Origin of the sequence: Micropruina sp., assembly GCF_047607385.1 — a bacterium.
Lineage (GTDB): Bacteria > Actinomycetota > Actinomycetes > Propionibacteriales > Propionibacteriaceae > Micropruina.
On record NZ_JASGDE010000067.1, the window covers coordinates 1 to 23,105 of the forward strand.

Consider the following 23,105-nt stretch of genomic DNA (forward strand, 5'->3'; position numbering starts at 1 on the left):
CGCAGCCTGGCAAGGCTTCCCGTCCTTGCGCTCGCCTAACTATTTGGGGCTCGCTGAACTCAGCGAGCCCCAAATAGTTAGGCGAGCGCAAGGAGGGGGCGGGAACCGGGTGGGGTTGAGCGACGAGCGGGCCACCGGGAAAAACGGACGCCCGACGCGAGCGCTCAGCGTCCGGGCAGCCACACGCCGATCGTCTAGACTGGCACTCGCTCATTGCGAGTGCCAACGCGACCAGGATTTCCGACGCCGAGGGAGGGCCATGCTGGACGACCGCAAGCTCGCCATCCTGCGGGCCATCGTCACCGACTACGTCTCCTCTCAGGAGCCGGTCGGGTCCCGCGCGCTGGTCGAACGGCACAACCTGGGCGTCTCGCCGGCCACCGTCCGCAACGACATGGCCGTGCTCGAGGACGAGGGCTACATCACCCAGCCGCACACCAGCGCCGGACGCATCCCCACCGACAAGGGCTATCGGCTGTTCGTCGACCGGCTGGCCGCGGTCAAGCCGCTGTCGCTGGCCGAACGCCGGGCCATCCAGACCTTCATGGCCGGCGCCCTGGACGTCGACGACGTGGTGCGCCGCACCGTCCGGCTGCTCGCCCAGATCACCCAGCAGGTCGCGATCGTGCAGTACCCGGTGCTGTCCAGCGCCACCGTCCGGCTGATCGAGGTGCTCGCCCTCAACCCCGGCCGCGGACTGGTCATCCTGGTCAACTCCACCGGACGGGTCGACCAGCGTCCGATCGACCTGATCGACGCTGGCGAAGAACAACTGGTCGAACTGCGCGGACGCCTCAACGCAGCCCTCGTCGGGCTGACCGCGTCCGCTGCGGTCGACCGGCTCAGCAACCTGCTGGACGAGTTGCCGCCCGACCTGCGTCCGGTCGGCTCGGTGGTGATCGCCACCCTGCTGGAACTGGCCACCGCCGACCCGGCCACCCGGGTGGTGGTCGGCGGCGTGCCCAATCTGACCCGGTTCGGCGACCAGTTCGAGACCACGGTCAAGCCGGTGCTGGAGGCGCTGGAGGAACAAGTCGTGCTGTTGCGGTTGTTGGGAGAGGCTGGTGGGTCCAGCGAGGTCACCGTCCGCATCGGGCACGAGAACCCGTACCAGCCGCTGCAGTCGACCTCGGTCGTGGCCAGCGCGTACAGTCACGGCGACGATGTCTGGGCGAGCATGGGGATCGTCGGCCCCACCCGGATGGATTACCCGAGCACCATGGCCTCGGTGCGGGCGGTTGCCCGCTACGTTGGCCGCTTCCTGGCAGAAGGATGATGTTGACCAAGGACTACTACGACGTTCTGGGTGTGCCCCGGGACGCGACCTCCGAGCAGATCAAGAAGGCCTACCGCAAGCTGGCCATGAAGTACCACCCGGACGTCGCCGACACCGCCGACGCGGCGGAGAAGTTCAAGGAGATCGGCGAGGCCTACGAGGTGCTGCATGACGCCAATAAGCGCGCCATGTACGACCGCGGGGTCGACCCGATGGCGTCCGGCGGCGGCTTCCCGGGCGGGGCGCAGGGCTTCGGTTTCCCCGGCGGCGCGGCCGGTTTCGACTTCACCAACCTGGTGGACGCCATGTTCGGCCAGGGCGCGACCCGCGGGCCGCGTTCCCGGGTGCGGCGCGGCCAGGACGCCCTGGTCCGGCTGTCGCTGACCCTGGCCGAGGCCGCCTTCGGCATCACCAAGCCGGTGCGGGTGGAGACCGCGGTGATCTGCGGCACCTGCAACGGCTCCGGCGCGAAGGACGGCTCCGAGCCGGTCACCTGCAGCACCTGCCACGGCCAGGGCGACATCACCCAGATCCAGCGTTCGTTCCTCGGCGACATCCGCACCACCCAGCCCTGCCCGGTGTGCCGCGGCTACGGCACGATCATCCCGCATCCCTGCGGTGAGTGCTCCGGCGAGGGTCGGGTCCGGTCGCAGCGCACCATCAATGTGAAGATCCCGGCCGGGGTGAACGCCGGCAACCGGATCCACCTGGAGTCCCAGGGCGAGGTCGGCCCGGGCGGCGGCCCCGCCGGTGACCTGTACGTCGAACTGAGCGTCGAGCCGCACGAGACCTTCAAGCGCAACGGCGACGACCTGGAGATGGTGGTCCGGCTGCCGATGACCGCGGCCGCGCTGGGCACCGAGGTGGTGCTGCCGACCCTGGAGGCCGAACGCGACGACCTGGACGCCGAGCTGTCCACCGTCCGGGTCAACGTGCCCAGCGGAACCCAGTCGGGCACCCGCATTCCCGTTGCCGGACGCGGCGTGCCGCGGCTGCGGGGTGCCGGACGTGGCGACCTCGGCGTTACGCTGCTGGTGCAGACCCCCAGCAAACTCGATGAGCACCAGCGGAACCTGCTGCGGCAACTCGCCGAAGTCCGCGGTGAAGCCGGTGCCGAGATCGCTGTGGAGAAGCAGCACAAAGGTGTATTCGGCTGGCTGAAGGACGCATTCACACAATGACCGAAGCATTGTTCCTGGCGGATCTGGATTCTCCCGCGATCGGCGATTCGGTCGCCGTGACCGGCGACGAGGGCCGGCACGCGGCGATCGTGCGCCGGATCCGCAAGGGCGAGGTGGTGCTGGTCAGTGACGGCATCGGCAACGCGATCAGGGGGCCGGTGCTGAGCTCCGACGTGAACGGACTGGTGGTCGAGGTCGCCGAGGTGCTGTCCGATCCGGTCCGGCCGCTGCGGTTCACCGTGGTGCAGGCGCTGGCCAAGGGCGACCGCTCCGAACTGGCGCTGGAGATGCTGACCGAGCTGGGCGTCGACGAGATCGTGCCCTGGCAGGCGTCCCGCTCGATCGTGAAGTGGGCGCCGGACCGGGTGGAGCGGGCCCTGACCCGTTGGCGCAACATCGTCCGCGAGGCCACCAAGCAGTCGCGGCGGTTCCGGGTGCCGCGAGTCAGCCCGCCGCTGACCACCGCCGAACTGGCGCTGCGGATCGCCGAGCCCGCGCTGACCCTGGTGCTGCACGAGGACGCGGAATCCTGGGCCCATGCCGACGAACTGCCCGCCGAGGGCGAGGTGATGATCATCGTCGGTCCCGAAGGTGGTCTCACCCCCGAAGAGTTGGCGGCGTTCGCCGAGGCGGGTGGGCGTCCGAGGTTGATCGCGGACGCCGTGCTGCGCACCTCGACCGCCGGGGTCGTCGGACTGGCGCAGTTGCAGGCGCTGGCGCGTGGTTGAGGGCTGTCGTCCGGTCGCCCAGACTCGTGTGAGCGTGTTGCCGCGGGTGCGAGTCGCTCACGTCCGGGCTGATCGGTGCTCGGCCTCGTTGCGGCGGGCGTGGACGGGAGCCCGAGCCGCCCACCCTCAGATCGTCCTCGCAAGCTCGGACGATCGTCAGGACGCCCACCTACCTGCCTCGGGCTCCCGTCCACGCCCGCTTGAAGGTCACGGTGCGCCCTGCTGCGAGTCAGAGGCGACGACCGAGGGCGGCAGGCCGTGGCACGCGGGGGACGGTTCTTTTCGTTCCACTCCATTTGAGCGGAACGAAAAGAACCGTCCCCGTCGTACCGGTCCCCGTCCCGCGGAGGAGTGGGACGAAAAGAACCGTCCCCGTCGTACCGGTCCACGCCGTACCGCCGCTCAGGGCGTCCGGCTCGGGTCGGCGCCGCGAAGGGCCGAACTATGAGTGCTTCTTTCTCCTTCTCTCCGGGCGCTGTGCTGCCCGATGGCAAGGGCCGGACCGGGGTCATCGACACCCCGCACGGGCAGATCCGGACGCCGGCGTTCGTCGCGGTGGGCACCAAGGCCACCGTGAAGGCGGTGCTGCCCGAGTCGGTCGCCGAGTTGGGCGCGCAGGCCGTGCTGGCCAATGCGTACCACCTGTTTCTGCAGCCCGGCTCCGACATCGTGGACGCCGCCGGCGGGCTGGGTGCCTTCATGAACTGGCCCGGTCCCACCTTCACCGATTCGGGCGGCTTCCAGGTGATGAGCCTGGGTGCGGGGTTCAAGAAGGTGCTGGCGATGGACACCGTCGGGCTGGCCGACGACGACGTGATCGCCGAGGGCAAGACCCGGCTGGCGCACGTGGACGACGACGGGGTCACCTTCACCAGCCACCTGAACGGCGACCGGCACCGGTTCACCCCCGAGGTGAGCATGCGCATCCAGCACGAACTCGGCGCGGACATCATGTTCGCCTTCGACGAGCTGACCACGCTGATGAACACCCGGGCCTACCAGGAGCAGTCGGTGGAGCGCACCCACGCCTGGGCCGTCCGGTGTCTGGCCGCGCACGCCGAACTCACCGCCGCGCGCAGCCACAAGCCATATCAGGCGCTGTTCGCGGTGGTGCAGGGCGCCCAGTACGAAGACCTGCGGCGGCGGGCCGCCCGTGATCTGGCCGAGCTCGAGGTGGCCGGGCAGGCCTTCGACGGCTTCGGCATCGGCGGTGCGCTGGAGAAGGAGAACCTCGGCACCATCGTCGGCTGGGTGACCGACGAACTGCCGTTCGACAAGCCACGACACCTGCTCGGCATCTCCGAGCCGGACGACTTCTTCGCCGCCATCGCCGCCGGTGCGGACACCTTCGACTGCGTGATGCCCTCCCGGGTGGCGCGCAACGCCGCGCTCTACACCCGCGACGGCCGGTTCAACGTCAACACGGCGAGGCACCGCCGCGCCTTCGAGCCGATCGAGGACGACTGCGACTGCTACACCTGCGCTCACTACACCCGGGCCTACCTGCACCACCTGTTCAAGGCCAAGGAGATGCTGGCCTCGACGCTGTCCACGATCCACAATGAGCGGTTCACCGTCCGGCTGGTCGACGACATCCGCGCGTCCATCGAAACCGGCGATTTCGAGGTCTTCCGTGAGGAGTTCCTCGGACGCTTCTACGCCGGACGCCGCTGACGCCGGCCCCGTCGGACGAGCGGTCGAGACCGCAATCCAGCCGGGCGCTCGTCAGATAGCGACCGATTCCGGACCCGTCCACGCCTGGTGAGGCGAAGCACCCCCCGAATCGGTCGCCGATCGACGCCGGTGATCTTCCGTTGGTCGAGCTTGTCGAGCCCCCGCTGGCAACGGGTTTCGACGTAGCTCAACCAGCGAGACCACGTACTGATCAGCGCTTCCCCAACCCGAGGCAAACGACGATCCGGGTCGGACTGGAACAGACCAGCCCGACCCGGATTCTCCTTCGTCGCCGTCAGCGACGCGGGCCACCACCCCCTCCGAAGCCGCCGTTGTTGCTCACCTGCGAGGTGTCGGTGGTGCCGACCGAGGTGCCGTCCACGTAGACCGTGTAGGTCTCGCCCTCCTTGATCTGGTCGTTGGAGACCACCAGGGACGCGATCTGCCGGGTGGGCGAGTAGCTGGCCACCACGGTCCCGGAGGAGTCCTTCACCTCGACCGTCGAACCCGCCGCGGCGTTGAGCGTGATCATCAGCGACTTCTGCGCCGAATCGGTGCTCGGCGCCTGCACCATGCCGGACGACCCGCCGGCCAGCAGGGTGCCGCCGGTGATGGTGAAGGTGCCGTTGTAGTCCAGGGCTCCGTTCCCGTTCCCGGTGGGCCCGTTGACGATCACGGTGCCGCCGCTCATCGCGACGTTGCCGTTGGAGTCGATGCCGTCGCCGTCCGCGGTGATGGTGAGCTCGCCGCCCGAAATGCTGAGCAGGGTGCCGTCCTGGGCCTCCATATCGCCGGCGGTGCTGGCCGAGTCGGTGGCGTTGACCCCGTCGTCACTGGCGGTGACGGTGGTGCTGCCGCCGCTGATGCTGATCGTCTTTGCCTCCAGGCCCTCCACCGACTTCGTCACCGTGGTGTTGCCGCCGGTGATGGTGATCGCCGTCCAGGCGTCGATCCCGTCGTCGCCGGAGGAGAGGGTGACGGTGCCGGCGGCGACGCTGACGTAGCCGAGACCGGAGTCGTCCTCGTTGTCGGACTTCAGCGAGTCGCCGGTGCTGGTCACCGTGACCGTGCCGTCCTTGATCACCAGGTAGTCCTTGCCGCGGATGCCGTCGTCCTTCGCGGTCACCTCGATGGTGCCGGAGACAATCACCAGGCCGTCGGAGCTGGTGATGCCGTCGTTGTAGTTGCCGGTGACCTTCAGCGTGCCGCCGCCGAGGATGGTCAGGTCGGGGTCGCTCCAGATCGCCGCGTTCGGGTCGTCGTCGCCGGTCGCGGCGTAGTTGCTGCCGTCCGCGACGGTGTTGGTGCTGCCGTCGGCGAGCACGATCAGGGCCAGGTCGGCCTTGTCGATGACGATCGCCGAGCCATCGGCGTTGGTGATCGAGGCGTTGTCCAGGATCAGGTAGACGTTCCCGGAGTCGTTGGTGTCGACCACCACCTGGCCGTCGGCCAGGGTGCCGCTGAGCCGGTAGGCACCGGCGGCGGTGATGGTGATCACACCGTCGGAGACGGTCACGCCGCTGGTCGCCTTCGGGTTGGACAGGTCGATGCTGACCTCCTTGCTGGTGTCCCAGGTGTGGTCGCTGTCGCTGTCGTGGTCGGCGGTGAGCGCCAGGGTGGTGTTGCCGGTGGTGCTGGTCGAGCTGCTGGAGATCGTGGTCGCGCTCGCCGCCACGCCGGTGCAGCCGGCCAGGGCGATCAGGGCGGCGGCCGCGCCGCCGGCAATCCAGGTCTTCAGGCTGGTCAGTCGGTTCGTCATGATGAGTGGTCCTGTCTCGGGTGGGCGGTCAGTGGGCGAGGGCTTCGGCGGCGGCCGGCTGGGCGGCTAACGGGGCGGCGGTGCGGACGCGGTAGCGGACGTCCACCACGGTGGTGTCGCGCACCTGGTCGACCAGCTGCACGGTGAACTGCTTGATCTCGGCACCGAGCAGGGTGCTCAGCTCGGTGCGCAACTCCAGCTCGTCGGTGATCGCCCGGTCGAGGGTGAGCACCTGATGCCGGTAGCCGCCGAACAGCGCCGGGTGATCGGCGAGGAACATCACCGCGACCAGCAGTCCGATCAGCACCTGACCGAGCCAGGTCGGGTCAAAGGTGAGCCCGGCCAGCAGACCCATCGCCAGCGAGACGAAGTAGTAGGCGACCTCGGAGTGGCTCAGTTCGGAGGAGCGCAGCCGGATGATCGACAGGACGCCGAACAGGCCCAGTCCGAGACCCAGCCCGACCGACGCCCCGGCCAGTGCGGCACTCACCGCGAGCACCGCGACGTTGAGGCCGATCATCGCCACCATCACCTCCCGGCGGCGGTAGCGCTGGAAGTACACACCGAACGCCAACGTGACGATGGCGACGAGGTCGATGGCGAGGCTGGTGAGATTCATGGCATCCCTTGCGTTCCGGTCGGGTGTTCCTTTTGGTTGATGGTTGAAACGCTAAGGAACCGACCCGGCACCGGCCTTTGCGGTCGCTGTGCGGCGTCTGTGAGGCCCTGGGCCCTTCGCCGAACACGGCACGACTACGCCTGACGCGGCGTCCGGACGGCCGGTGTCGGGGCCGCTTGGTAGTCTGACGCCGACGCCGGGGGTCGCCCGGTTCGCGCGCTGCGAGGAGATGTCCGATGCCGAACGTCGCGGTGGGTGCCTGCACCGATGTGGGACGCCACCGGGCCCTGAACGAGGACGCCTTCCTGCGCGGCGAACGGATCTGGGTGGTGGCCGACGGCATGGGCGGGCACGCGGCCGGCGACGTCGCCAGCCGGATGGCGGTCGAATCGTTGCGCCAGCTGGACGTCGGCGACGAACTCACGCCGGCCGCCATCGCGGGCGGGGTGGCCCGGGCCAATGCGGCCCTGGTCGGGTACGGCCTGCAACACCCGGAGGCCCGCGGCATGGGCACCACGGTGACCGGGCTGGCCGAGGTCCGGGTCGGCGGCGTGGCGCACTGGGCGGTGTTCAACGTGGGCGACTCGCGGGTCTACCGCTAGGCCGGCGGCGAACTGCAGCGGGCCACCGTCGACCACTCCGAAGTGGAGGAGTTGCTGGAGGCCGGGCTGATCGACGCCGAGCAGGCCCGCACCCACCCGGCCCGGCACATCATCACCCGATCGGTCGGCATGCGTCCGGCGCCGGCGGTCGATCTGTGGGTGCTGGCGCAGATCCCGGGGGAGCGTTTCCTGCTCTGCTCCGACGGGCTGACCTCCGAACTGGACGACGAACAGATCGCCGCCGTGCTGGCCGGCCACAGCGACCCGGGGGAGGCGGCGTCCGCGCTGGTGCAGGCGGTGCTGGACACCGATGCGCGGGACAACGTGACCGTCGTGGTGGTCGACGTGCTGAGTGCCGACGACGGCGCCGGCATCGCACTGGGGAGCAGCGCCCGCGGCGAAACGCCGTGACTGGCGTGGGCTCTGGCGTCGGATCCGCGGACGCTAAACTAAGTACCCAAATCCTCCGGCCGCCGGGAGGGCTGACTGCCCAGCATCCTGCACGTCGCGGTCCGGCCCAGTCTTCGTCGGGCCGTGATACTCCCCACCTTCCTCCACGCATGGACCCGACCGGAGCAAGCCGGACAGACGAAATTGATGAAGGTGAGAGTCTTGCGTACGCCTCTTACCTCGTGCATGATGATCGTCAGTGTAGTAAACCCCCAGGAGGTCACCATGCGACCATTTGCGTGTATTGGTTTGGTGTCGGTGCTCATGGTCACACTATCGTCGGTGCCCAGTGAGTACGCCGATGCGGAGACAAGGTCCATACCGCACGTTAGGCCAGCCCTTCAAGATTGTGTGAAGCTGGCCCTGCGTGAGAAATTCCAGGCATGGACGTGTGACGCGTCGGGAGTCACTATCTCCCAGGAAGCGAACGGCAAGAGGGTGAACCGGTTCGTTGCCGTGAAGTATAAGGGACGCGTCGGTGTCGGTTCGCGAGGTGGGACGCGCACGCAAGACGACTTGGATTCGTGGTGCGAGTCTGGCACGGTGTGTCACCGACTTAAGTCTGACTATATTGAGGAAACTAAAGGTAACGCGGCCTACGGAGATAACAACGGTCTGATCGGCGCATACGACGCAATCGTCACTACCAATCTCAACGGCCGTCAGGCCAGGTGGAAGCTCACGCTGATCCGCGAATATGGGCCAACGTTGAACTTCGCGGATGGTGGTGCGCCGACGCAGATCGTGTGTTGGGACTGGTGGGGTTGGACATGGATCGGCTGCGGTAACCATTACTTTACGAAGATGCCGAATGCACTCAAGACCCGGTGGACTAGCAAGATGATCTACGGTAACCGATTGGAGAACGCCGACACGTACCACGGTGCTCTCGAGACCTATTTTACCGCGGCGGGCCACTCGCGCCGCTGGGTTGCGCGCACGCTCAACACGGGCGACTGGACTTGCCCCAGGGGCGATGGTGTATGCAAGATGGTTTCATGACCTGGGACGACCGCATCATCGTAGGCGGCGCCGGGCTCTATCTCTTGCCGGATAACGGCTACGGAGCGCTCATCGCTTGGCTGGGAGGAGCAGGTCGGACCCTGCGTGCTATCGATCGGAATCGGGGCGACCGAATCGTGAAGGAGTCGGTTGATGGTGTCGTCACCGAGCGTCCCATAACCGGAGCTGAGCTTTCGGAGTGTGACGATATGGTGGACGACTACTTGGCGGAGGCCGGCGTCCCTCCGAGGCCACGCGGCTACCTGTGGTTCACAACGGTGGACCTCAGCCATCTTGATCGCGAACTGAGTCGCCGGATCCCGCCCAACACTGTCGTGTATCCAGAGGGGATGGCAGATCACATCCGCGACGTCATTGGCGAGTCCCGAACGTCGGAGTGAGGCGCCCGACAGGGTTCAGCGGCCCGACGGAGTTGGGAGGGAAGCCAGGCCCTCGCTGCGGCGGATCCAGGCGATCACCCGGTAGGTGACCGGGAGGAAGATCACCTCGACCATCACCTTGTAGACGAAGCCGACCAGTGTGTAGTTGGCCAGCGTGGGCAGATCCAGGCTGCCGCCGCCGAGGAAGGCCCCCAACGGCCCGAAGGCGATCAGGCAGAAGACCAGGGTGTCGGCGAGCTCACCGACCACCGTCGAGCCGACCAGCCGCACCCAGAGCCGTCCCGGCCCGAACCGATCCCGGATCCAGACCAGCACCACGGCGTTCAGGAACTGCCCGGCCAGGTAGCCGGCCAGGCTGGCCAGCACGATCCGCGGCACGAAACCCAGCACCGCGCTCCAGGCGTCGTTGTTGGGCCAGTCGGACGCCGGCGGCGCGGCCGCCACCACCGCGAAGGTGAGCGACATCAGCGCGGCCAGCACGAAACCGGTCCAGATCGCCCGACGGGCCTTCGCCAGTCCGTAGACCTCGGCGAGGACGTCGCCGAGCACGTAGGTGAGTGGGAACAGGAAGGCGCCCCCGTCGGTGACGATCGGCAGGATCGGGAAGCCGCCGAGCTCGGCCGAACCGCCGAATTCGATCAGCTTGGTGGCCGACACGTTCGAGATCAGCAGCAGGCCGCAGAAGGCCGCCAGCACCAGGTCGTAGCTGGGGCGACGGGTCGGGTGGGGCTCGGTCACGGGCCGGAAGCCTACAGTGCGGCCGAGAACGAATCCGCGGCTGTTGCTCGTCCTCCTCGCCCCATGCCGGTGGAGGTGGCAGGCTAAGGACATGACCGACTTCGACCCGACGATGCCCGACGAATCCGAGCAACTCGACCAGTTGCAGCCCGATGATTCGCTGATCGACCGCGGGGTTTCCGACGTGCTCGACGAGGGCTACGTGGCGCCGGAGAAGTGGTCGCCGGCGCAGGGCTACGGCAACACCCGGGCCGAGATGCGGCACGGCGAGACGCTCGACCAGCGGATCGCTCAGGAGGAACCCGACGTCGGTCCGGGGGACGAGAAGTGGAACGACGACCCGGCCGAGCGACGCCAGGTCGGCAAGCGGCGAGCCGGTCGCCTGGTGGACGCCGACGGCGGCTACGGGGAGCTGGACGACGAGCCGGAGAGCATCGGCCGCGAAGTAGGCCTGGCCGGCGGTGCCGCCAGCGCCGAAGAGGCGGCCATGCACGTGATCGACGACTACGAGGACGATGACGACGACTGAGCGTCGGGGGATCGAGGCCACCCTCTACCCGGGCCTCGAGCCGTATGCGACCGGACGCCTCGAAGTCGGCGACGGGCACAGTCTGTACTGGGAGGAGTGCGGCAATCCCGCCGGCAAACCCGTGGTGTTCGTGCACGGCGGCCCCGGTGGCGGCTGCAGCCCGCTGCACCGCCGCCTCTTCGACCCGGCCCGCTACCGGATCGTGCTCTACGACCAGCGCGGCTGCGGTCGCAGCACCCCGCACGCCAGCGCACCGGACGCCGACCTGAGCAGCAACACCACCGGGCACCTGGTCGCCGACCTGGAGCGGCTGCGGAGCGCGCGGGGCATCGAGCGCTGGCAGGTGTTCGGCGGTTCCTGGGGCAGCGCGCTGGCGCTGGCCTACGCCCAGGCGCATCCGTCCGCGGTGACCGAGTTGGTGTTGCGTGGCATCTTCACACTGCGGCGCAGTGAGCTCGACTGGTACTACAACGGCGGGGCCGGCAACCTGGCGCCGGAGTGGTGGGAGCGGTTCGAGGCGCCGTTGATCAGGGCGTTCGGTGCGCTGCCGGCCGGTTTCGACCGGATTGCCGGCTATCACCGGTTGCTTTTCGATCCCGATCCGGCGGTGCATCGTCCGGCCGGGGTGGCCTGGACCACCTGGGAGGCGGCGACGTCCACCCTGGAGTACTCGCAGCAGTTGGTCGACGAGTTCTCCGACCCGGATTTCGCGCTGGCTTTCGCCCGGATCGAGAACCACTACTTCGTGCACGGCGGCTGGTTCACCGAGGGCCAGTTGATCGCCGGCGTGGACGCGATCCGGTCGATTCCGGCGGTGATCGTGCAGGGCCGTTACGACCTGCCCTGCCCGGCGGTGACCGCCTGGGATCTGCATCGGGCCTGGCCGGAAGCGGATTTCCGGCTGGTGCAGGCCGGTCACGCGGTGACCGAGCCGGCGATCCGGGCGGAGTTGATCAAGGCGACGGACGCCTTCGCGTCCTGAGTGGTACGGCGGGGACGGTTCCTTTCGTCCCACTTCCGGCGTGAGTGGTACGCCGGGGACGGTTCCTTTCGTCCCACTTTCTGGCCTGGTGCCACGCCCAGCACGGGCTGGCCCGCCGGCGTCCCCGAATCGGCCGCTCCAGGGACGTCGATCTCGTCGCGGCCGGATCGTCCGAAACGGTCCGAGCCGCTCGATAGCCTGCTGGGGTGACCCGCTTCGCCGACACCGACATCACCAGGACGCCCACGGCGGAGCTGCGCCGTTCCCGGCTGGCGGTCGCGGTGTTGTTCGTGTTGTCCGGCGCGGTGATGGGCGGTTGGGCCGGACGGATCCCGTCGGTGCGCGGCCAACTCGGCGTTTCGGACGGCGAGTGGGGCCTGATCGTGTTGGGCGGCCCGATCGGCGTCCTGCTGTCGCTGCTGGTGCTGGCCCGGGTGATCACCCGGACCGGTTCTCGGCTGCCGTCGATCGTCGGGGCGGCGGGCATGCTGGTGCTCACCCCGGTGGCGGCGCTGTCCACCAGTCCGGCTGCGTTGATCGGCTGCCTGGTGGTGCTCGGCCTGGCGCAGGGCCTGTTGTTCGGGCCGATGAACGCGCTCGCCGTCGAGGTGGAGCGCGGCTACGGCCGCAGCATCCTGTCGTCGTTCCACTTCTGGTACAGCGGCGGCCAGTTCCTCGGTGGACTGCTGGGTGTGCTGGCCGGGGTGCTGCAACTGTCCCCGGCGCTGCAGCTGGCCGGCTCCAGCCTGCTGCTGGCGGCGTTGTACCTGGCCACGCTGCGTTTTCTGCCGGACACCCAACGCACCGTGGCGGACGCTCCGGAACTGCACGAGCCGCTGGCGACGCTGCCCGATCCGGAACCGCCGGCTCGCGGCTGGACACCGCAGATCGTGCTGCTGGCCGCGATCGGCTTCCTGTCCTCGATCAACGAGGGCGGCTCGGTGCAGTGGAGCGCGATGTACACGGTGTCGCTGGGTGGCGGCATCGCGATGGGATCGGTCAGCCTGGTCTGCTACTCGCTGGCGATCGCCACCATCCGGCTGATCGGTGACCGGATCATCGAGGCGGTCGGACGCCGCCGCTTCCTGCAGCTGTCGGCCACGATCTCCGCCGTCGGCATGGGCATCGGGCTGCTGATCGGGACGATCCCTGCCGCATTGGTCGGCTTCGCCTGCGTGGGCATCGGCAGCGGCTGCATCGTGCCGGTCATCATGACCCTGGCCGGCAATCAACCCGAGGTGCCGTCCGCCAAGGCGGTGGCGCTGATCAGCCTGGGGGAGTGGCCCGCCTTCCTGCTCGGCCCGCCGGTGATCGGCGGACTGGCCGAGTTGTTCGGGCTGCGCGGCGGCCTCAGCGTCATCGTGCTGGGTGCCCTGCTGATCCTGCTGCTGGTGACCTTCGTCCGCGAGCGGGACGCCGCACCGTCCCGCTGAACCACCGGGGACGGTTCTGGCCGGTCGAGTTTCGCATCACTGGGAACGGTTCTGGCCGGTTGAAACTCGCACCTCCGGGGACGGTTCTCGGCTCAGGGCATCGTGACGACCCGGTCGGCCAGGTGGCGAGTAGCGGCCACCCGTCGTGCGTTCGGTTCGTCCACCGAACTCACCCAGTGCTCGGCATGTTCCGGGGTGTCGCCGTGACCGAGCCGGCGCAGCACCAGCCGGCGGCGGCGCTCGGCGTCGTCCAGCTGCAGGTACCAGACCTCGTCCAGCCGAGTTCGGACGCCTTCCCAGCCGTCGGCGTCGAGCAGCAGGTAGTTGCCCTCGGTGACCACCAGCGGCACCGCGGGCTCGACCCGAACCGCGCTGCCGATCGACTCCTCCAGGTCGCGATCGAAGCGGGGCGCATACAGCGGTGCGGTCTGGGTGCGCAGCCGCTGCAGCAGGGTTAGATAGCCGTCGACGTCGAAGGTGTCCGGGGCACCTTTGCGTTCGCGGCGTCCGAGCCGAACGAGCTCGGCGTTGGCGAGGTGAAAGCCGTCCATGCCCACCACGACCATGGTGCCGCCAAGGCGCTGCGCCAGCATCGCGGACAGCGTCGACTTCCCGACCCCGGGCGGTCCGGCCAGGCCCAGCAGCCGGCGTTCACCGGTCGTCGCGAGCGCGGACGCCCGATCGAGAGCGTCGGCGACGGTCAGGGGCGGCGGGCTGCTCGGCATGGGGACAAGCATGGCCCAGCGGCGGAGAACCGTCCCCAACCGTGCGAATCTCGAACCCCGGGGACGGTTCTCGAGGTGCGAATTTCGACCATGAGGGACGGTTCTGACCCCGAGAACCGTCCCCGGATGATCGATTGTGGTCCGTCCAGAACCGTCCCCGCCGATCGAGGGGTGGGAGCGGGACAGCGGAAGCGGAGTTGTCGGGACGGCGGGCTAGGATTCCCCTCGTCCTATTCGAGGAGGAAGATGCGAAGAGCCGACAGCGAACCGTCCGAGCCCACCGGGGTGCGCCGGATCACCGTTCCGTCGTCGGTCGACATGGTGAACGTGCTGGGCCCGCGCGACGAGTTCCTGAGCATCCTCGAGCGTGAGCTGTCCGCCGACGTCCATGTCCGCGGCAACGAGGTCACCTTCACCGGCGATCCGGGCGACGTGATCGTCGCCGCCGAGGTGCTCACCGAGTTGATCACCATCGTCCGCACCGGCCAGGGGCTCACCGCGGACGCGGTCGAGCGGGTGGTCGGGATGACCGCCCAGCAAGCCGAGACACTGCGCCCGGCCGAGGTGCTGACCCAGAACATCCTGTCCAGCCGGGGCCGCACCATCCGGCCCAAGACGCTCAACCAGAAGCGCTACGTGGACGCCATCGACGCCCACACCGTCGTCTTCGGCATCGGGCCGGCCGGCACCGGCAAGACCTACCTGGCGATGGCGAAGGCCGTCCAGGCGCTGCAGGCCAAGGAGGTCAACCGGATCATTCTGACCCGGCCCGCGATCGAAGCCGGTGAGCGGCTCGGCTTCCTGCCCGGCACGCTGACCGACAAGATCGACCCCTACCTGCGTCCGCTGTACGACGCGCTGCACGACATGGTCGACCCCGACTCGGTGCCCCGGCTGCTGACCGCCGGAACCATCGAGGTCGCGCCGCTGGCCTATATGCGGGGCCGGGCGCAGCCGATCGACACACCGGTGCTGACGCCGGAGGGTTTCCGGCCGATCGGTGATCTCCAGGTGGGGGATCTAGTCGTTGGCTCCGACGGCTGTCCGACCCTCGTTCTCGGCGTGTACCCGCAGGGCTCCAAGGACGTCTACCGGGTGTCGACACAAGATGGCGCTTCCACGCTGGCCTGCGGGGAGCACCTCTGGCAGGTGTCGACCCGGTCGGACATCCGGCGTGGCACAGGTCCGCGGGTTCTCACCACATCCGAGATGATTGGCAATCTGCGTGCCTCCCACGCCCACCGATACGAGCTTCCCTTGGTCGCTCCGGTTCAGTCGCCGGCACGCGATGTGCCGCTCGACCCTTACGCGCTGGGCCTCCTGCTCGGTGACGGCTGTATGACGACTTCCACGACCCCGACCTTCACGACAACAGATCCGGAGTTGGCCGGGGCGCTGGATGCCGCAATTCCCGGGATCACGCTGTTCCACAAGAGCGAGCTCGACTATGTCCTGCGGCGGACCGACGCCACGCGTGGCGGGCTGCTCATCGCGAATCCAGTGACCGTGATCCTCCGTGAGTTGGGACTCGCCGGAACGCGGTCGTCGACCAAATTCGTCCCGGAGTTGTACTTGCACAATGCAATGGACGTCCGTCTCGCGGTGTTGCAGGGCTTGCTGGATAGCGATGGTGGCCCGGTGGTCCAGGCGAACCGGACCTGCCGAGTGCAGTACACGACCTGCTCCCCGCAACTGCGTGACGACGTCATCTACCTCGTTCGTTCTCTGGGTGGTGTGGTGTACGTGCGGACGCGTTCGGCCGAAGGACGAACTCCTGGCTTCGCCAACGGTCGTCCTGTTCCGTACCGGCACGACAGCTACGTCATGGACATCCGGTTGCCGGAAGGCACGGCACCGTTCCGGCTGCGCCGCAAGGCGGCACGCTACGAGGCCACCGGCGGGGGGCGGCCGATGCGGTTCGTCCATTCGATCGAGCCGGCTGGGCAGGCTGAGTGTGTATGCATCGCTGTCGCCGCGGCCGACTCGCTGTATGTGACCGAGGATTTCCTGGTGACTCACAACACCCTCAATGACGCGTTCATCATTCTCGACGAGGCCCAGAACACCTCGATGGAGCAGATGAAGATGTTCCTCACCCGGCTCGGCTTCGGCTCGAAGATCGTGGTCACCGGCGACGTCACCCAGGTCGACCTGCCCACCGGCACCCGCTCCGGCCTGCGGATGGTGCAGGGCATCCTGGACGGTGTCGACGACATCGCCTTCTGCCAGCTGACCAACCACGACGTGGTCCGGCACAAGCTGGTCGGCCGCATCGTGGCCGCCTACGACCGCTTCGAATCCACCCAGCAATCCAGCAGCCAGCACTCGCCCAAGCAGAACAGGGAGCGTCGATGACCGTCGAGATCAATAATGAGTCCGGCGTCGAGGTCGACGAGCAGCGGCTGGTGGCGCTGGCCATCTTCGCCATGGACAGCCTGCGGATCCATCCGCAGGCGGAGCTGTCGATCCTGCTGGTCGACACCGCCACCATGGCCGCCTACCACGAGAAGTACATGGACGAGCCGGGCCCGACCGACGTGCTGAGCTTCCCGATGGACGAGTTGCGCCCGCCCAAGGACGGCGAGGAGCCGCCGCTGGGCATGCTCGGCGACATCGTGCTGTGTCCCGAGGTGACCGCCGCGCAGGCGTCCGACTCGAACCGGACGCCGGAGCAGGAGGCCGATTACCTGCTGATCCACGGCCTGCTGCATCTGCTCGGCTACGACCATGCCGAACCCGAGGAGAAGCAGGTGATGTTCGGCCTCAACGACCGGATCATCGCCGCCTGGACGGCCAGCCGCGGCTGAGCTGCGCCCACCGATGACGCCCGCCGTTCGCACCCGGTTGGACTTCGCCGAGCTGCCGGCTCACGTCCGCGCCTGGGTCGAGGGCGTTCTCGGCGCCCCGGTGGTCCGGACCGCACCCGCCTCCGGCGGCTACTCGCCCGGCGTCGCCGAGGGGCTCTTCGCCGCGGACGGTTCGGCGATCTTTCTCAAGGCGGTGCACCCGGGCCGCAATCCCGACTCACCGGCACTGCTGCGCTCGGAGTTGCGGACGCTGCGCGGCATGCCGCCCGGCCTGCCGATCGCCGGGCTGATCGCCGGGCTCGACGAGTGGCCGGACGGCTGGGTGGCGCTCGCGCTGGAGCACGTCCCCGGACAGCAGGCGCCGCTGCCGTGGACGGACGCGACGATCGAGGCGGCGCTGACCAGTCTGGGGGAACTGCGGGACGCCCTCACCCCGGCTCCGGCGGCGGAGTGGGAAGACGCCGCGGAGGTCCTGCGGGGCATGTTCGGCTGTTGGAGCCAGCTGGCGGACGCCGCCGACCTCGACCCCTGGCTGGCCCGGCGGCATGCCGCGCTGGAGGCCGCGGCGGACGACGCCCTCACCGAGCTGGCCGGCGACACCCTGCTGCACTTGGATCTGCGCGCCGACAACCTGATGTTGCGCACCGACGGCCGGCTGATCGTGGTGGATTGGGCCTGGGCCGTCCGAGGTGCGGCCTGGCTCGACCCGGCGCTGCTGGCCATCGAGTTCATCTCCAGCGCCGAGCCGGGTGTGGACGCCGACGCCTGGATCGCCCGGATCGCGGCCGACCACGGGATCGGCACGACGCCGATCGTGCACGCGCTGGTCGGCGTCCTCGGCTTCTTCGAGCACGTCGGACGGCGACCCGATCCGCCGGGCCTGCCGACCGTCCGCGAGTTCCAGCGGTTCCAGGCCGCGGCCCTGCGCGACTGGCTGCGGACGTCTCGGCACGCCCGCGAGCTGCAGGACGGGTAGCGAAGCGCTGATCCTCGTTGGTCGAGCTTGTCGAGACCTCGCCGGCAGCCGGGTTTCGACAGGCTCAACCAGCGGCCGCCGCATTGATCGGCGGAACCTCCTGGGGGCCGCTCAGCAGGCGGGCACCAACTCCCGCTCCCGGCGGACCAGGCTGAAGCCGACCGCGGCGAGTGCCAGGCCGACCAGGGCCATCGCGACTCCCACCCAGGCGGGTGCGACGAAGCCCCAGCCGGCGGCGATCACGGCCCCGCCGAAGAAGGCGCCCAGGCTGTTGCCGACGTTCAGCGCCGAGTGGTTCAGGGCGGCGGCGATCGACTGGTTGTCCTCGGCGACGTCCATCAGCCGGGTCTGGATCGACGGCGCCAGGATCGAGCCGCAGAAGTTGAGCGCGAAGAGCAGTGCGGCGAGCAGGAAGATCCACTGCGCGGCGAGCCCGATCAACACCAGCACGACGGCGGTGCCGAGGAAGGCGCCGAGCAGGGTGCGGCGCAGGTCGCGGTCGGCGAGGCGTCCGCCGACCAGGTTGCCGATGGTCATCCCGATGCCGCTGATCACCAGCACCACCGGGACCGCCCAGGACGGCGCATCCGCCACGTCGGTCACCATCGGCGCCACGTAGCTGTTGACCGCGAAGAAGCCGCCGAAGCCGATCGCGCCGATCGCCAGGGTCAGCCACACCTGGCCGATCCGGAACACCCGCAGCTCGGCGCGCAGGGTGCGCTCCGGGCTGCCCTCGTGCTGCGGGACGAACCGGGCGATGCAGATCGTGGCGAGCGCGAAGACCGCGGCCACGGCCATGAAGGTGACCCGCCAGCCGAAGTGCTGGCCGAGGAAGGTGCCCACCGGAACGCCGATCACGTTCGCGACGGTGAGTCCGGTCAGCACGAAGGCGACGCCCTGCGCCCGGCGTCCGGGACCGAGCACGTCGGAGGCGACCAGGGCGCCGATGCCGAAGTAGGCGCCGTGCGGCAGGCCGGCCAGCAGCCGGGTGACGGCCATCCACTCGAAGCTGGGCGCGAGGAAGGTGAGCGCGTTGAAGACGGTCAGCGCCAGCGCCAGAGCGATCATCACCCGGTGCCGCGGGAAGCGGGCCACCGAGCCGGCGATGGTGGGCGCGCCGATCACCACGCCGAGCGCGTACAGCGAGATCAGCACGCCGGCCTGCGCGATCGCGGTCTCGGAGTTGGTGGCCCACGCGGTCGGCAGCAGGTCGCGCGCCAGATCGGGCAGCAGGCCCATCACCACGAACTCGGTCATGCCGATACCGAAGCTGCCGATGGCCAGGGCGAGCAGTGCGGCGGTGGTCGCCGAGCGACGTGTGGACGAGGTCATGCGCACATTCTAGTCATACGGACTATTAAAAATTAAATCAGTTCGCTCAGGGTGAGATGCCCGGCCGGGTCCGCCCACCCCACCGCTCGCCTAACTATTTGCTGCTCGCCGAGTTCAGCGAGCGGCAAATAGTTAGGGAAGCGCTGATCAATCATGTCCCGGCTGCGGCGTCCCCGGCGGGCGATCTGCGGCCCCCAAATCTTGCGCCGTACGTCCAGTACGCCCACAAGATCCGGGGGCCGCAGCTCATCCCGCCGGGCACGTCCTCGCTCGGAACAGCATTGACCAGCGCTTCCTTAGGCGAGCGCGGAGGGGCGGTGGGAGTGGGACGAAAGGAACCGTCCCCCGCGTACCGGCGAGCGCGGAGGAAGTCGGACGTCAGGCGCCAGACCCGTCCGGACCGGACGCCAGCACCTTCTTCCAGGCACCCTCGTACGCGGCCGGTCGGAAGCCGATGGCCTCGTTGATGTCGAGCATCGGACGGTTCTCCTCGGCGTTGTAGGTGGTCACCCGCGGGGAATCCGGAGCCACCCGGCGCCAGGAGAGCAGTCCGGCACACTTCAGCAGCAACCCGAGCTTGTGCCCGCGATGCTCGGCGAGCACCAAGGTGTCCTCCTGATGGGTGGTCCGGGTGCGGTCCTTGCCGATGACCAGCTCGTTGAACCCGCACAGTTCGCCGCTGGCGATGTGCTGGGCGGCGGTGACCTGCATGGTCTGACCACCCGCCAGGTAGCGCGCGTCATGCACCGCGATCCGCGCCGCGTCCCAGGCCTCCTCGTCGAACTCCATGTCTGCCGACGGTGCGTCGGTGGACATCCGCGACTTCATCCAGGCGTAGCCGTCGGCGTACTCCGGCGGCGTGGGCAGCGTCCACTGCACCACCCGATAGTCGGCGGACGCCGCCTGCGCCTCGGCCAGCAGCCGCTCGATGGTGTCGGACGATCCGCGCAGTTCGAGCCGGCTGTACCGCTCGATCTGCTCCAGCGAATAGCCGTGGCGCAGGAAGAATCGGGCCGCGTGATCCCGCGGGATCGACCCGAACCCGGTGGGCGGCACCAGTCGCTCGCCCGGCGCGTCCGGATGCCTCGCCCAGGCTTGCAGCACGGTCCGGTCATGGTCGGACGCGGTGCGCTCGACCAGTTGGTAGGCGGCCGTCCCGATGCCTCGACCCCAGACCTCGGGCAACAACTCGATCAGCCAAAAGGCAGACCGCGAGCCGGCCTCGATCGGGATGTCGACGCCGACCCGTCCCACCGGGGTGTCGTCGAGTAACGCCAGCCACACGAAGCGCAACTCGTAGTCGCTCGGCAGGTAGTAGTGCAGCAGTGAATCGGCGGCGATGTACTGGTCGTCGTCACCGTCGATGGCGCGATAGATCCGATTCCTCAGTTCGGTCATGGTCAGGAAGTCGGTGGCGTCCGCGGCATCCAGGGAGGCCGGAATGGTCACCGGACGGAAGGCGATGTTCGCGGTGATCCGATGGTTGTCGGCAGTGATGGTCATGGTTGTTCTCTTTCACGTTCGCGCCCGCCGGCGTCGGCAGCGCGTTCAGCAAGGGTTGGAAGGGGCTCGGACGAGCCTGCGAGAGCGGTGTTCGGAGATCCGCAGACGTGGTTGAAGCCGTTGTCAGACGCCTTTGCGCGGCGAAGGCTCGAACCCGGACTGGGCGGACTTCTCCCTTGACGGGGTCAGTGGTCCGTGTGCCCGGGCCCGTTCTGCTGCATCGCCAGGGCGCTGGTCACCGCCGACCTGACTGCCGGGTCGAAAGCGACCGCGGCGGGCGCGAACGTGGCTGCCTGCCTTTTCATCATGGGTGACCTCCTCTCGGCGTGAGAACTACAGGGAACGGTACGTCCGCACGCCGGGGTTGGTCAAGGAAATGCCGACCCACCTATCGGTCGTGGGCGCGCCCGCAGCGGATCCGGTCAGGCGTTCCCAGTCTCCGGCTGGTGCTGGGGTTGGGGCTCGGGTGCCGGCGTCCGCCGCAGGCTCGCCCAGAGCACGCCGCCGATGACCAGGGCGCCGCCGAGCAGTTCCAGCGGGGTGGGCGTCTCGCCGAGCGCGACGGCCGCGGTGGTCAGGCCGGAGACCGGCACCAGCATCGAGAACGGCGCCACGCGTCCGGCCGGGTGGCGGCACATCAGCCAGACCCAGATGCCGGAGCCGAGCAGGGTGCCGATCAGCACCGTGTAGCCGAGGCCGATCCAGGCCGGGACCGCGGCCGCGGAGAGTGAGGTGGCCAGCGAGGTGACGATGCGTTCCGGTCCCTCGAAGGCCAGCGACAGTGCGAGCATCGGCAGCGGCGGCACCACCGACATCCACAGGGTGAGATGCAGCGGATTGGGCGCGGACGCCTTCCGGGCGGCGAGGTTGCCCAGCGCCCAGCCCAGGCCGCCGGCCACCACCAGCAGGAACGGCCACCACGATCCGCCGGCGCCGTGGGAGAGGCCCACCAGGGCGAGGCCGACGACGGCGATCGCGACACCGACAACGCTGCGGGCGCCGATCCGTTCGTGCAGCAGCACTGCGCCGAGAATCACCGTGAACGGTGCCGACGACTGCAACACCAGCGAGGCCAGCCCGGTCGGGAAGCCGGCCGCCATGCCGAGGTAGAGGCCGATGAACTGCAGCGTGCCGAAGCCCAGGCCGTAGCCGAGCAGCCAACGCAGCGGAACCTGGGGACGGGGCACGAACAGCAGCGCGGGCAGCGCGATCACCGCGAACCGCAGCGCGACCAGGAACAGCGGCGGGAACTGCTCCAGGGAGGCGTGGATGGCCAGGAAGTTGGCCCCCCAGACCACGGCGACCCCGATGGCGAGCAGGACATGACGAATCGGCACGGGATCACTCTCGCCGGGATCGGGCGTAAGGGCAAGCAAGAGTTTCTGGACTAAATATGTAGGCTTCCTTCATGGAAGTGCGTCACCTGCTGCTCCTTCGAGAGATCGCCGGACGCGGCACGCTGGCCGCCGTGGCGTCCGCCACCCATCGGACGCCGAGCGCGGTCTCGCAGCAACTGCGCACCGCCGAGCGCGAACTCGGGGTGAAGCTGGTCGAGCCGGTGTCGCGTGGCCTGCGGCTCACCGCGGAGGGGCAGCTGCTCGCCGACAGCGCGGACGAGGTGGCCCGGGTGCTGGCCGAGGTCCAGGCCAGGCTGGAGGCGCGGCTGGGTCAACCCGGCGGCACCGTCTCGATCGGCACCCTGCCCAGCGCCGGCGAGGCGTTGCTGCCGCGGTTGGTCGAGCGGCTGCGCGGCTCGGCGATCACCATCGACGTGCAGGATTTCGACCTGGCCGAGGAGGGCTTCGCCGCCCGCACCCTGGACCACGACCTGGTGATCGCGCACAGCGCGTCCGGCGACGTGCCGTCCGGTGCGCAGGGGCTGGTCGCCCGGGTGCTGGCCCACGAGCCGCTGGATGTGGCCCTGCCGGCCGGACATCCGCTGGCGGCTCGGGCGGAGCTCCGGCCGGAGGATCTGGTCGGAACCACCTGGATCGGGGTGCCGCGGGGATTCCCGTTCGACAGTGTGCTGCTGGCCGTGGAGGCGGTCACCGGACATCCGCTGCACCGCCGGCTGCGGCTGATCGACAACCGTCTGGTGGAGTCCCTGGTCGCGGCGGGGGAGGGGCTGGCGCTGTTGCCGCGGTTCACCACCCGGCCGCACCCCGGCACGGTGCTGCGTCCGCTGCGCGGGGTGAACGCCCGGCGGGCACTGGTGGCGTTGGCCCGGCCCGACCACTTCGCCCGCCGCGCCGTCCGGGCCGTGGTGGAGGAACTGGAGCAGATCGGACGCGACCTGCACTGACCGTGCGTTCCTCCACTCTCCCTCCCGGCGCTCGCCTAACTATTTGGGGCTCGCCGAACTCGGCGAGCCCCAAATAGTTAGGCGAG

22 protein-coding genes and 3 pseudogenes are annotated in these 23,105 nt (G+C 68.9%); 17 read left to right on the forward strand and 8 right to left on the reverse strand.

Annotated features, from left to right (window positions below):
- The first annotated feature begins 259 nt into the window (after positions 1–259).
- The 4 genes from hrcA to tgt all read left to right on the forward strand — a co-directional run bounded on the left by hrcA (position 260) and on the right by tgt (position 4,859).
- Entirely contained in the window at positions 260–1,276 is a 1,017-nt protein-coding gene (hrcA, locus tag QM582_RS06080) for a heat-inducible transcriptional repressor HrcA (protein ID WP_415082710.1), read from the forward strand.
- 2 nt (positions 1,277–1,278) lie between these two features.
- Positions 1,279–2,457, forward strand: a complete 1,179-nt coding sequence (gene dnaJ, locus QM582_RS06085) for a molecular chaperone DnaJ (RefSeq protein ID WP_415082671.1) — start codon at positions 1,279–1,281, stop codon at positions 2,455–2,457.
- Entirely contained in the window at positions 2,454–3,185 is a 732-nt protein-coding gene (locus QM582_RS06090) for a 16S rRNA (uracil(1498)-N(3))-methyltransferase (protein WP_415082673.1), read from the forward strand. Before dnaJ ends, QM582_RS06090 begins: the two co-directional genes overlap by 4 nt.
- Positions 3,186–3,629: 444 nt before the next feature.
- Positions 3,630–4,859, forward strand: coding sequence for a tRNA guanosine(34) transglycosylase Tgt (tgt, locus tag QM582_RS06095; RefSeq protein WP_415082675.1), 1,230 nt, complete (start codon positions 3,630–3,632; stop codon positions 4,857–4,859).
- Positions 4,860–5,154: 295 nt separating this feature from the next.
- Here the strand turns inward: tgt and QM582_RS06100 are convergent, their stop codons facing one another.
- Together QM582_RS06100 and QM582_RS06105 are read right to left on the reverse strand one after the other, a co-directional pair.
- Positions 5,155–6,618, reverse strand: coding sequence for a carbohydrate-binding domain-containing protein (locus tag QM582_RS06100; protein WP_415082676.1), 1,464 nt, complete (start codon positions 6,616–6,618; stop codon positions 5,155–5,157).
- A gap of 28 nt (positions 6,619–6,646) precedes the next feature.
- Positions 6,647–7,237 (reverse strand): DUF4956 domain-containing protein, encoded by a 591-nt coding sequence (locus tag QM582_RS06105; RefSeq protein ID WP_415082678.1) that lies wholly within the window; start codon positions 7,235–7,237, stop codon positions 6,647–6,649.
- A 236-nt stretch (positions 7,238–7,473) separates the two neighbouring features.
- On the opposite strand from QM582_RS06105, the gene QM582_RS06110 reads away from it, so the two are divergent.
- The 4 genes from QM582_RS06110 (at position 7,474) to QM582_RS06125 (ending at position 9,692) form a co-directional block, all read left to right on the forward strand.
- Positions 7,474–7,839, forward strand: a complete 366-nt coding sequence (locus tag QM582_RS06110) for a PP2C family protein-serine/threonine phosphatase (protein ID WP_415082680.1) — start codon at positions 7,474–7,476, stop codon at positions 7,837–7,839.
- A 42-nt stretch (positions 7,840–7,881) separates the two neighbouring features.
- Positions 7,882–8,250, forward strand: a complete 369-nt coding sequence (locus tag QM582_RS06115; protein ID WP_415082682.1) for a PP2C family protein-serine/threonine phosphatase — start codon at positions 7,882–7,884, stop codon at positions 8,248–8,250.
- A gap of 390 nt (positions 8,251–8,640) precedes the next feature.
- Positions 8,641–9,291, forward strand: a complete 651-nt coding sequence (locus QM582_RS06120; RefSeq protein WP_415082684.1) for a hypothetical protein — start codon at positions 8,641–8,643, stop codon at positions 9,289–9,291.
- A complete protein-coding gene (locus QM582_RS06125; protein WP_415082686.1) occupies positions 9,288–9,692 on the forward strand; it encodes a DUF5956 family protein in 405 nt (134 codons plus the stop codon). Before QM582_RS06120 ends, QM582_RS06125 begins: the two co-directional genes overlap by 4 nt.
- 15 nt (positions 9,693–9,707) lie before the next feature.
- On the opposite strand, the gene QM582_RS06130 is transcribed toward QM582_RS06125, so the two are convergent.
- Positions 9,708–10,430, reverse strand: coding sequence for a queuosine precursor transporter (locus tag QM582_RS06130; protein ID WP_415082688.1), 723 nt, complete (start codon positions 10,428–10,430; stop codon positions 9,708–9,710).
- 91 nt (positions 10,431–10,521) lie between these two features.
- Here QM582_RS06130 and QM582_RS06135 point away from each other — a divergent pair, with 91 nt between their 5' ends.
- The 3 genes from QM582_RS06135 (at position 10,522) to QM582_RS06145 (ending at position 13,374) form a co-directional block, all read left to right on the forward strand.
- Positions 10,522–10,959: a DUF5709 domain-containing protein gene (locus tag QM582_RS06135; RefSeq protein ID WP_415082689.1), complete on the forward strand. Its 438-nt coding sequence runs from the start codon at positions 10,522–10,524 to the stop codon at positions 10,957–10,959.
- Entirely contained in the window at positions 10,946–11,941 is a 996-nt protein-coding gene (pip, locus tag QM582_RS06140; RefSeq protein ID WP_415082691.1) for a prolyl aminopeptidase, read from the forward strand. The genes QM582_RS06135 and pip overlap by 14 nt, the downstream gene beginning before the upstream one ends.
- A gap of 206 nt (positions 11,942–12,147) precedes the next feature.
- Positions 12,148–13,374: an MFS transporter gene (locus QM582_RS06145; RefSeq protein WP_415082693.1), complete on the forward strand. Its 1,227-nt coding sequence runs from the start codon at positions 12,148–12,150 to the stop codon at positions 13,372–13,374.
- A gap of 92 nt (positions 13,375–13,466) precedes the next feature.
- Here the strand turns inward: QM582_RS06145 and QM582_RS06150 are convergent, their stop codons facing one another.
- Positions 13,467–14,099, reverse strand: a complete 633-nt coding sequence (locus tag QM582_RS06150) for a nucleoside/nucleotide kinase family protein (protein WP_415082695.1) — start codon at positions 14,097–14,099, stop codon at positions 13,467–13,469.
- A gap of 246 nt (positions 14,100–14,345) precedes the next feature.
- Between QM582_RS06150 and QM582_RS06155 the strand changes: the two are divergent.
- From QM582_RS06155 to QM582_RS06175, 5 genes and pseudogenes are all read left to right on the forward strand, one after another.
- Positions 14,346–15,047, forward strand: a pseudogene (locus tag QM582_RS06155) (PhoH family protein); the annotation flags it as partial.
- Between the two features lie 636 nt (positions 15,048–15,683).
- A pseudogene (locus QM582_RS06160) lies at positions 15,684–15,857 on the forward strand (LAGLIDADG family homing endonuclease); the annotation flags it as partial.
- Positions 15,858–16,121: 264 nt separating this feature from the next.
- Positions 16,122–16,454: pseudogene (locus QM582_RS06165) on the forward strand (PhoH family protein); the annotation flags it as partial.
- On the forward strand, positions 16,451–16,906 hold the full coding sequence (gene ybeY / locus QM582_RS06170; protein ID WP_415082697.1) for an rRNA maturation RNase YbeY: 456 nt from the start codon (positions 16,451–16,453) through the stop codon (positions 16,904–16,906). The pseudogene QM582_RS06165 and the gene ybeY, both read left to right, overlap by 4 nt.
- A gap of 13 nt (positions 16,907–16,919) precedes the next feature.
- Complete coding sequence (locus QM582_RS06175; RefSeq protein WP_415082699.1) at positions 16,920–17,882, forward strand: phosphotransferase; 963 nt, start codon at positions 16,920–16,922, stop codon at positions 17,880–17,882.
- Positions 17,883–17,993: 111 nt separating this feature from the next.
- Here the strand turns inward: QM582_RS06175 and QM582_RS06180 are convergent, their stop codons facing one another.
- From QM582_RS06180 to QM582_RS06195, 4 genes are all read right to left on the reverse strand, one after another.
- Positions 17,994–19,214 (reverse strand): MFS transporter, encoded by a 1,221-nt coding sequence (locus QM582_RS06180; RefSeq protein ID WP_415082701.1) that lies wholly within the window; start codon positions 19,212–19,214, stop codon positions 17,994–17,996.
- A 32-nt stretch (positions 19,215–19,246) separates the two neighbouring features.
- A complete protein-coding gene (locus tag QM582_RS06185; RefSeq protein ID WP_415082702.1) occupies positions 19,247–19,369 on the reverse strand; it encodes a hypothetical protein in 123 nt (40 codons plus the stop codon).
- A 223-nt stretch (positions 19,370–19,592) separates the two neighbouring features.
- Positions 19,593–20,717 carry a GNAT family N-acetyltransferase gene (locus tag QM582_RS06190; protein WP_415082704.1) on the reverse strand — a complete coding sequence of 375 codons (1,125 nt, stop codon included), beginning with the start codon at positions 20,715–20,717 and terminating at the stop codon, positions 19,593–19,595.
- Between the two features lie 422 nt (positions 20,718–21,139).
- On the reverse strand, positions 21,140–22,054 hold the full coding sequence (locus tag QM582_RS06195) for an EamA family transporter (RefSeq protein WP_415082706.1): 915 nt from the start codon (positions 22,052–22,054) through the stop codon (positions 21,140–21,142).
- A 71-nt stretch (positions 22,055–22,125) separates the two neighbouring features.
- Between QM582_RS06195 and QM582_RS06200 the strand changes: the two genes are divergently transcribed.
- A complete protein-coding gene (locus QM582_RS06200) occupies positions 22,126–23,019 on the forward strand; it encodes a LysR family transcriptional regulator (RefSeq protein WP_415082708.1) in 894 nt (297 codons plus the stop codon).
- The last annotated feature ends 86 nt before the right edge of the window (positions 23,020–23,105 follow it).

Bases quoted from the DNA above. Each gene is read 5' to 3' on its own strand.
- QM582_RS06125 (WP_415082686.1), top strand. From the start codon at position 9,288: ATGACCTGGGACGACCGCATCATCGTAGGCGGCGCCGGGCTCTATCTC.
- QM582_RS06190 (WP_415082704.1), bottom strand. From the start codon at position 20,717: ATGACCATCACTGCCGACAACCATCGGATCACCGCGAACATCGCCTTC.
- QM582_RS06200 (WP_415082708.1), top strand. From the start codon at position 22,126: ATGGAAGTGCGTCACCTGCTGCTCCTTCGAGAGATCGCCGGACGCGGC.
- hrcA (WP_415082710.1), top strand. From the start codon at position 260: ATGCTGGACGACCGCAAGCTCGCCATCCTGCGGGCCATCGTCACCGAC.
- QM582_RS06150 (WP_415082695.1), bottom strand. From the start codon at position 14,099: ATGCCGAGCAGCCCGCCGCCCCTGACCGTCGCCGACGCTCTCGATCGG.
- QM582_RS06105 (WP_415082678.1), bottom strand. From the start codon at position 7,237: ATGAATCTCACCAGCCTCGCCATCGACCTCGTCGCCATCGTCACGTTG.
- QM582_RS06100 (WP_415082676.1), bottom strand. From the start codon at position 6,618: ATGACGAACCGACTGACCAGCCTGAAGACCTGGATTGCCGGCGGCGCG.
- QM582_RS06090 (WP_415082673.1), top strand. From the start codon at position 2,454: ATGACCGAAGCATTGTTCCTGGCGGATCTGGATTCTCCCGCGATCGGC.
- tgt (WP_415082675.1), top strand. From the start codon at position 3,630: ATGAGTGCTTCTTTCTCCTTCTCTCCGGGCGCTGTGCTGCCCGATGGC.
- pip (WP_415082691.1), top strand. From the start codon at position 10,946: ATGACGACGACTGAGCGTCGGGGGATCGAGGCCACCCTCTACCCGGGC.
- QM582_RS06175 (WP_415082699.1), top strand. From the start codon at position 16,920: ATGACGCCCGCCGTTCGCACCCGGTTGGACTTCGCCGAGCTGCCGGCT.
- QM582_RS06110 (WP_415082680.1), top strand. From the start codon at position 7,474: ATGCCGAACGTCGCGGTGGGTGCCTGCACCGATGTGGGACGCCACCGG.
- ybeY (WP_415082697.1), top strand. From the start codon at position 16,451: ATGACCGTCGAGATCAATAATGAGTCCGGCGTCGAGGTCGACGAGCAG.
- QM582_RS06135 (WP_415082689.1), top strand. From the start codon at position 10,522: ATGACCGACTTCGACCCGACGATGCCCGACGAATCCGAGCAACTCGAC.
- QM582_RS06180 (WP_415082701.1), bottom strand. From the start codon at position 19,214: ATGACCTCGTCCACACGTCGCTCGGCGACCACCGCCGCACTGCTCGCC.
- QM582_RS06185 (WP_415082702.1), bottom strand. From the start codon at position 19,369: ATGATTGATCAGCGCTTCCCTAACTATTTGCCGCTCGCTGAACTCGGC.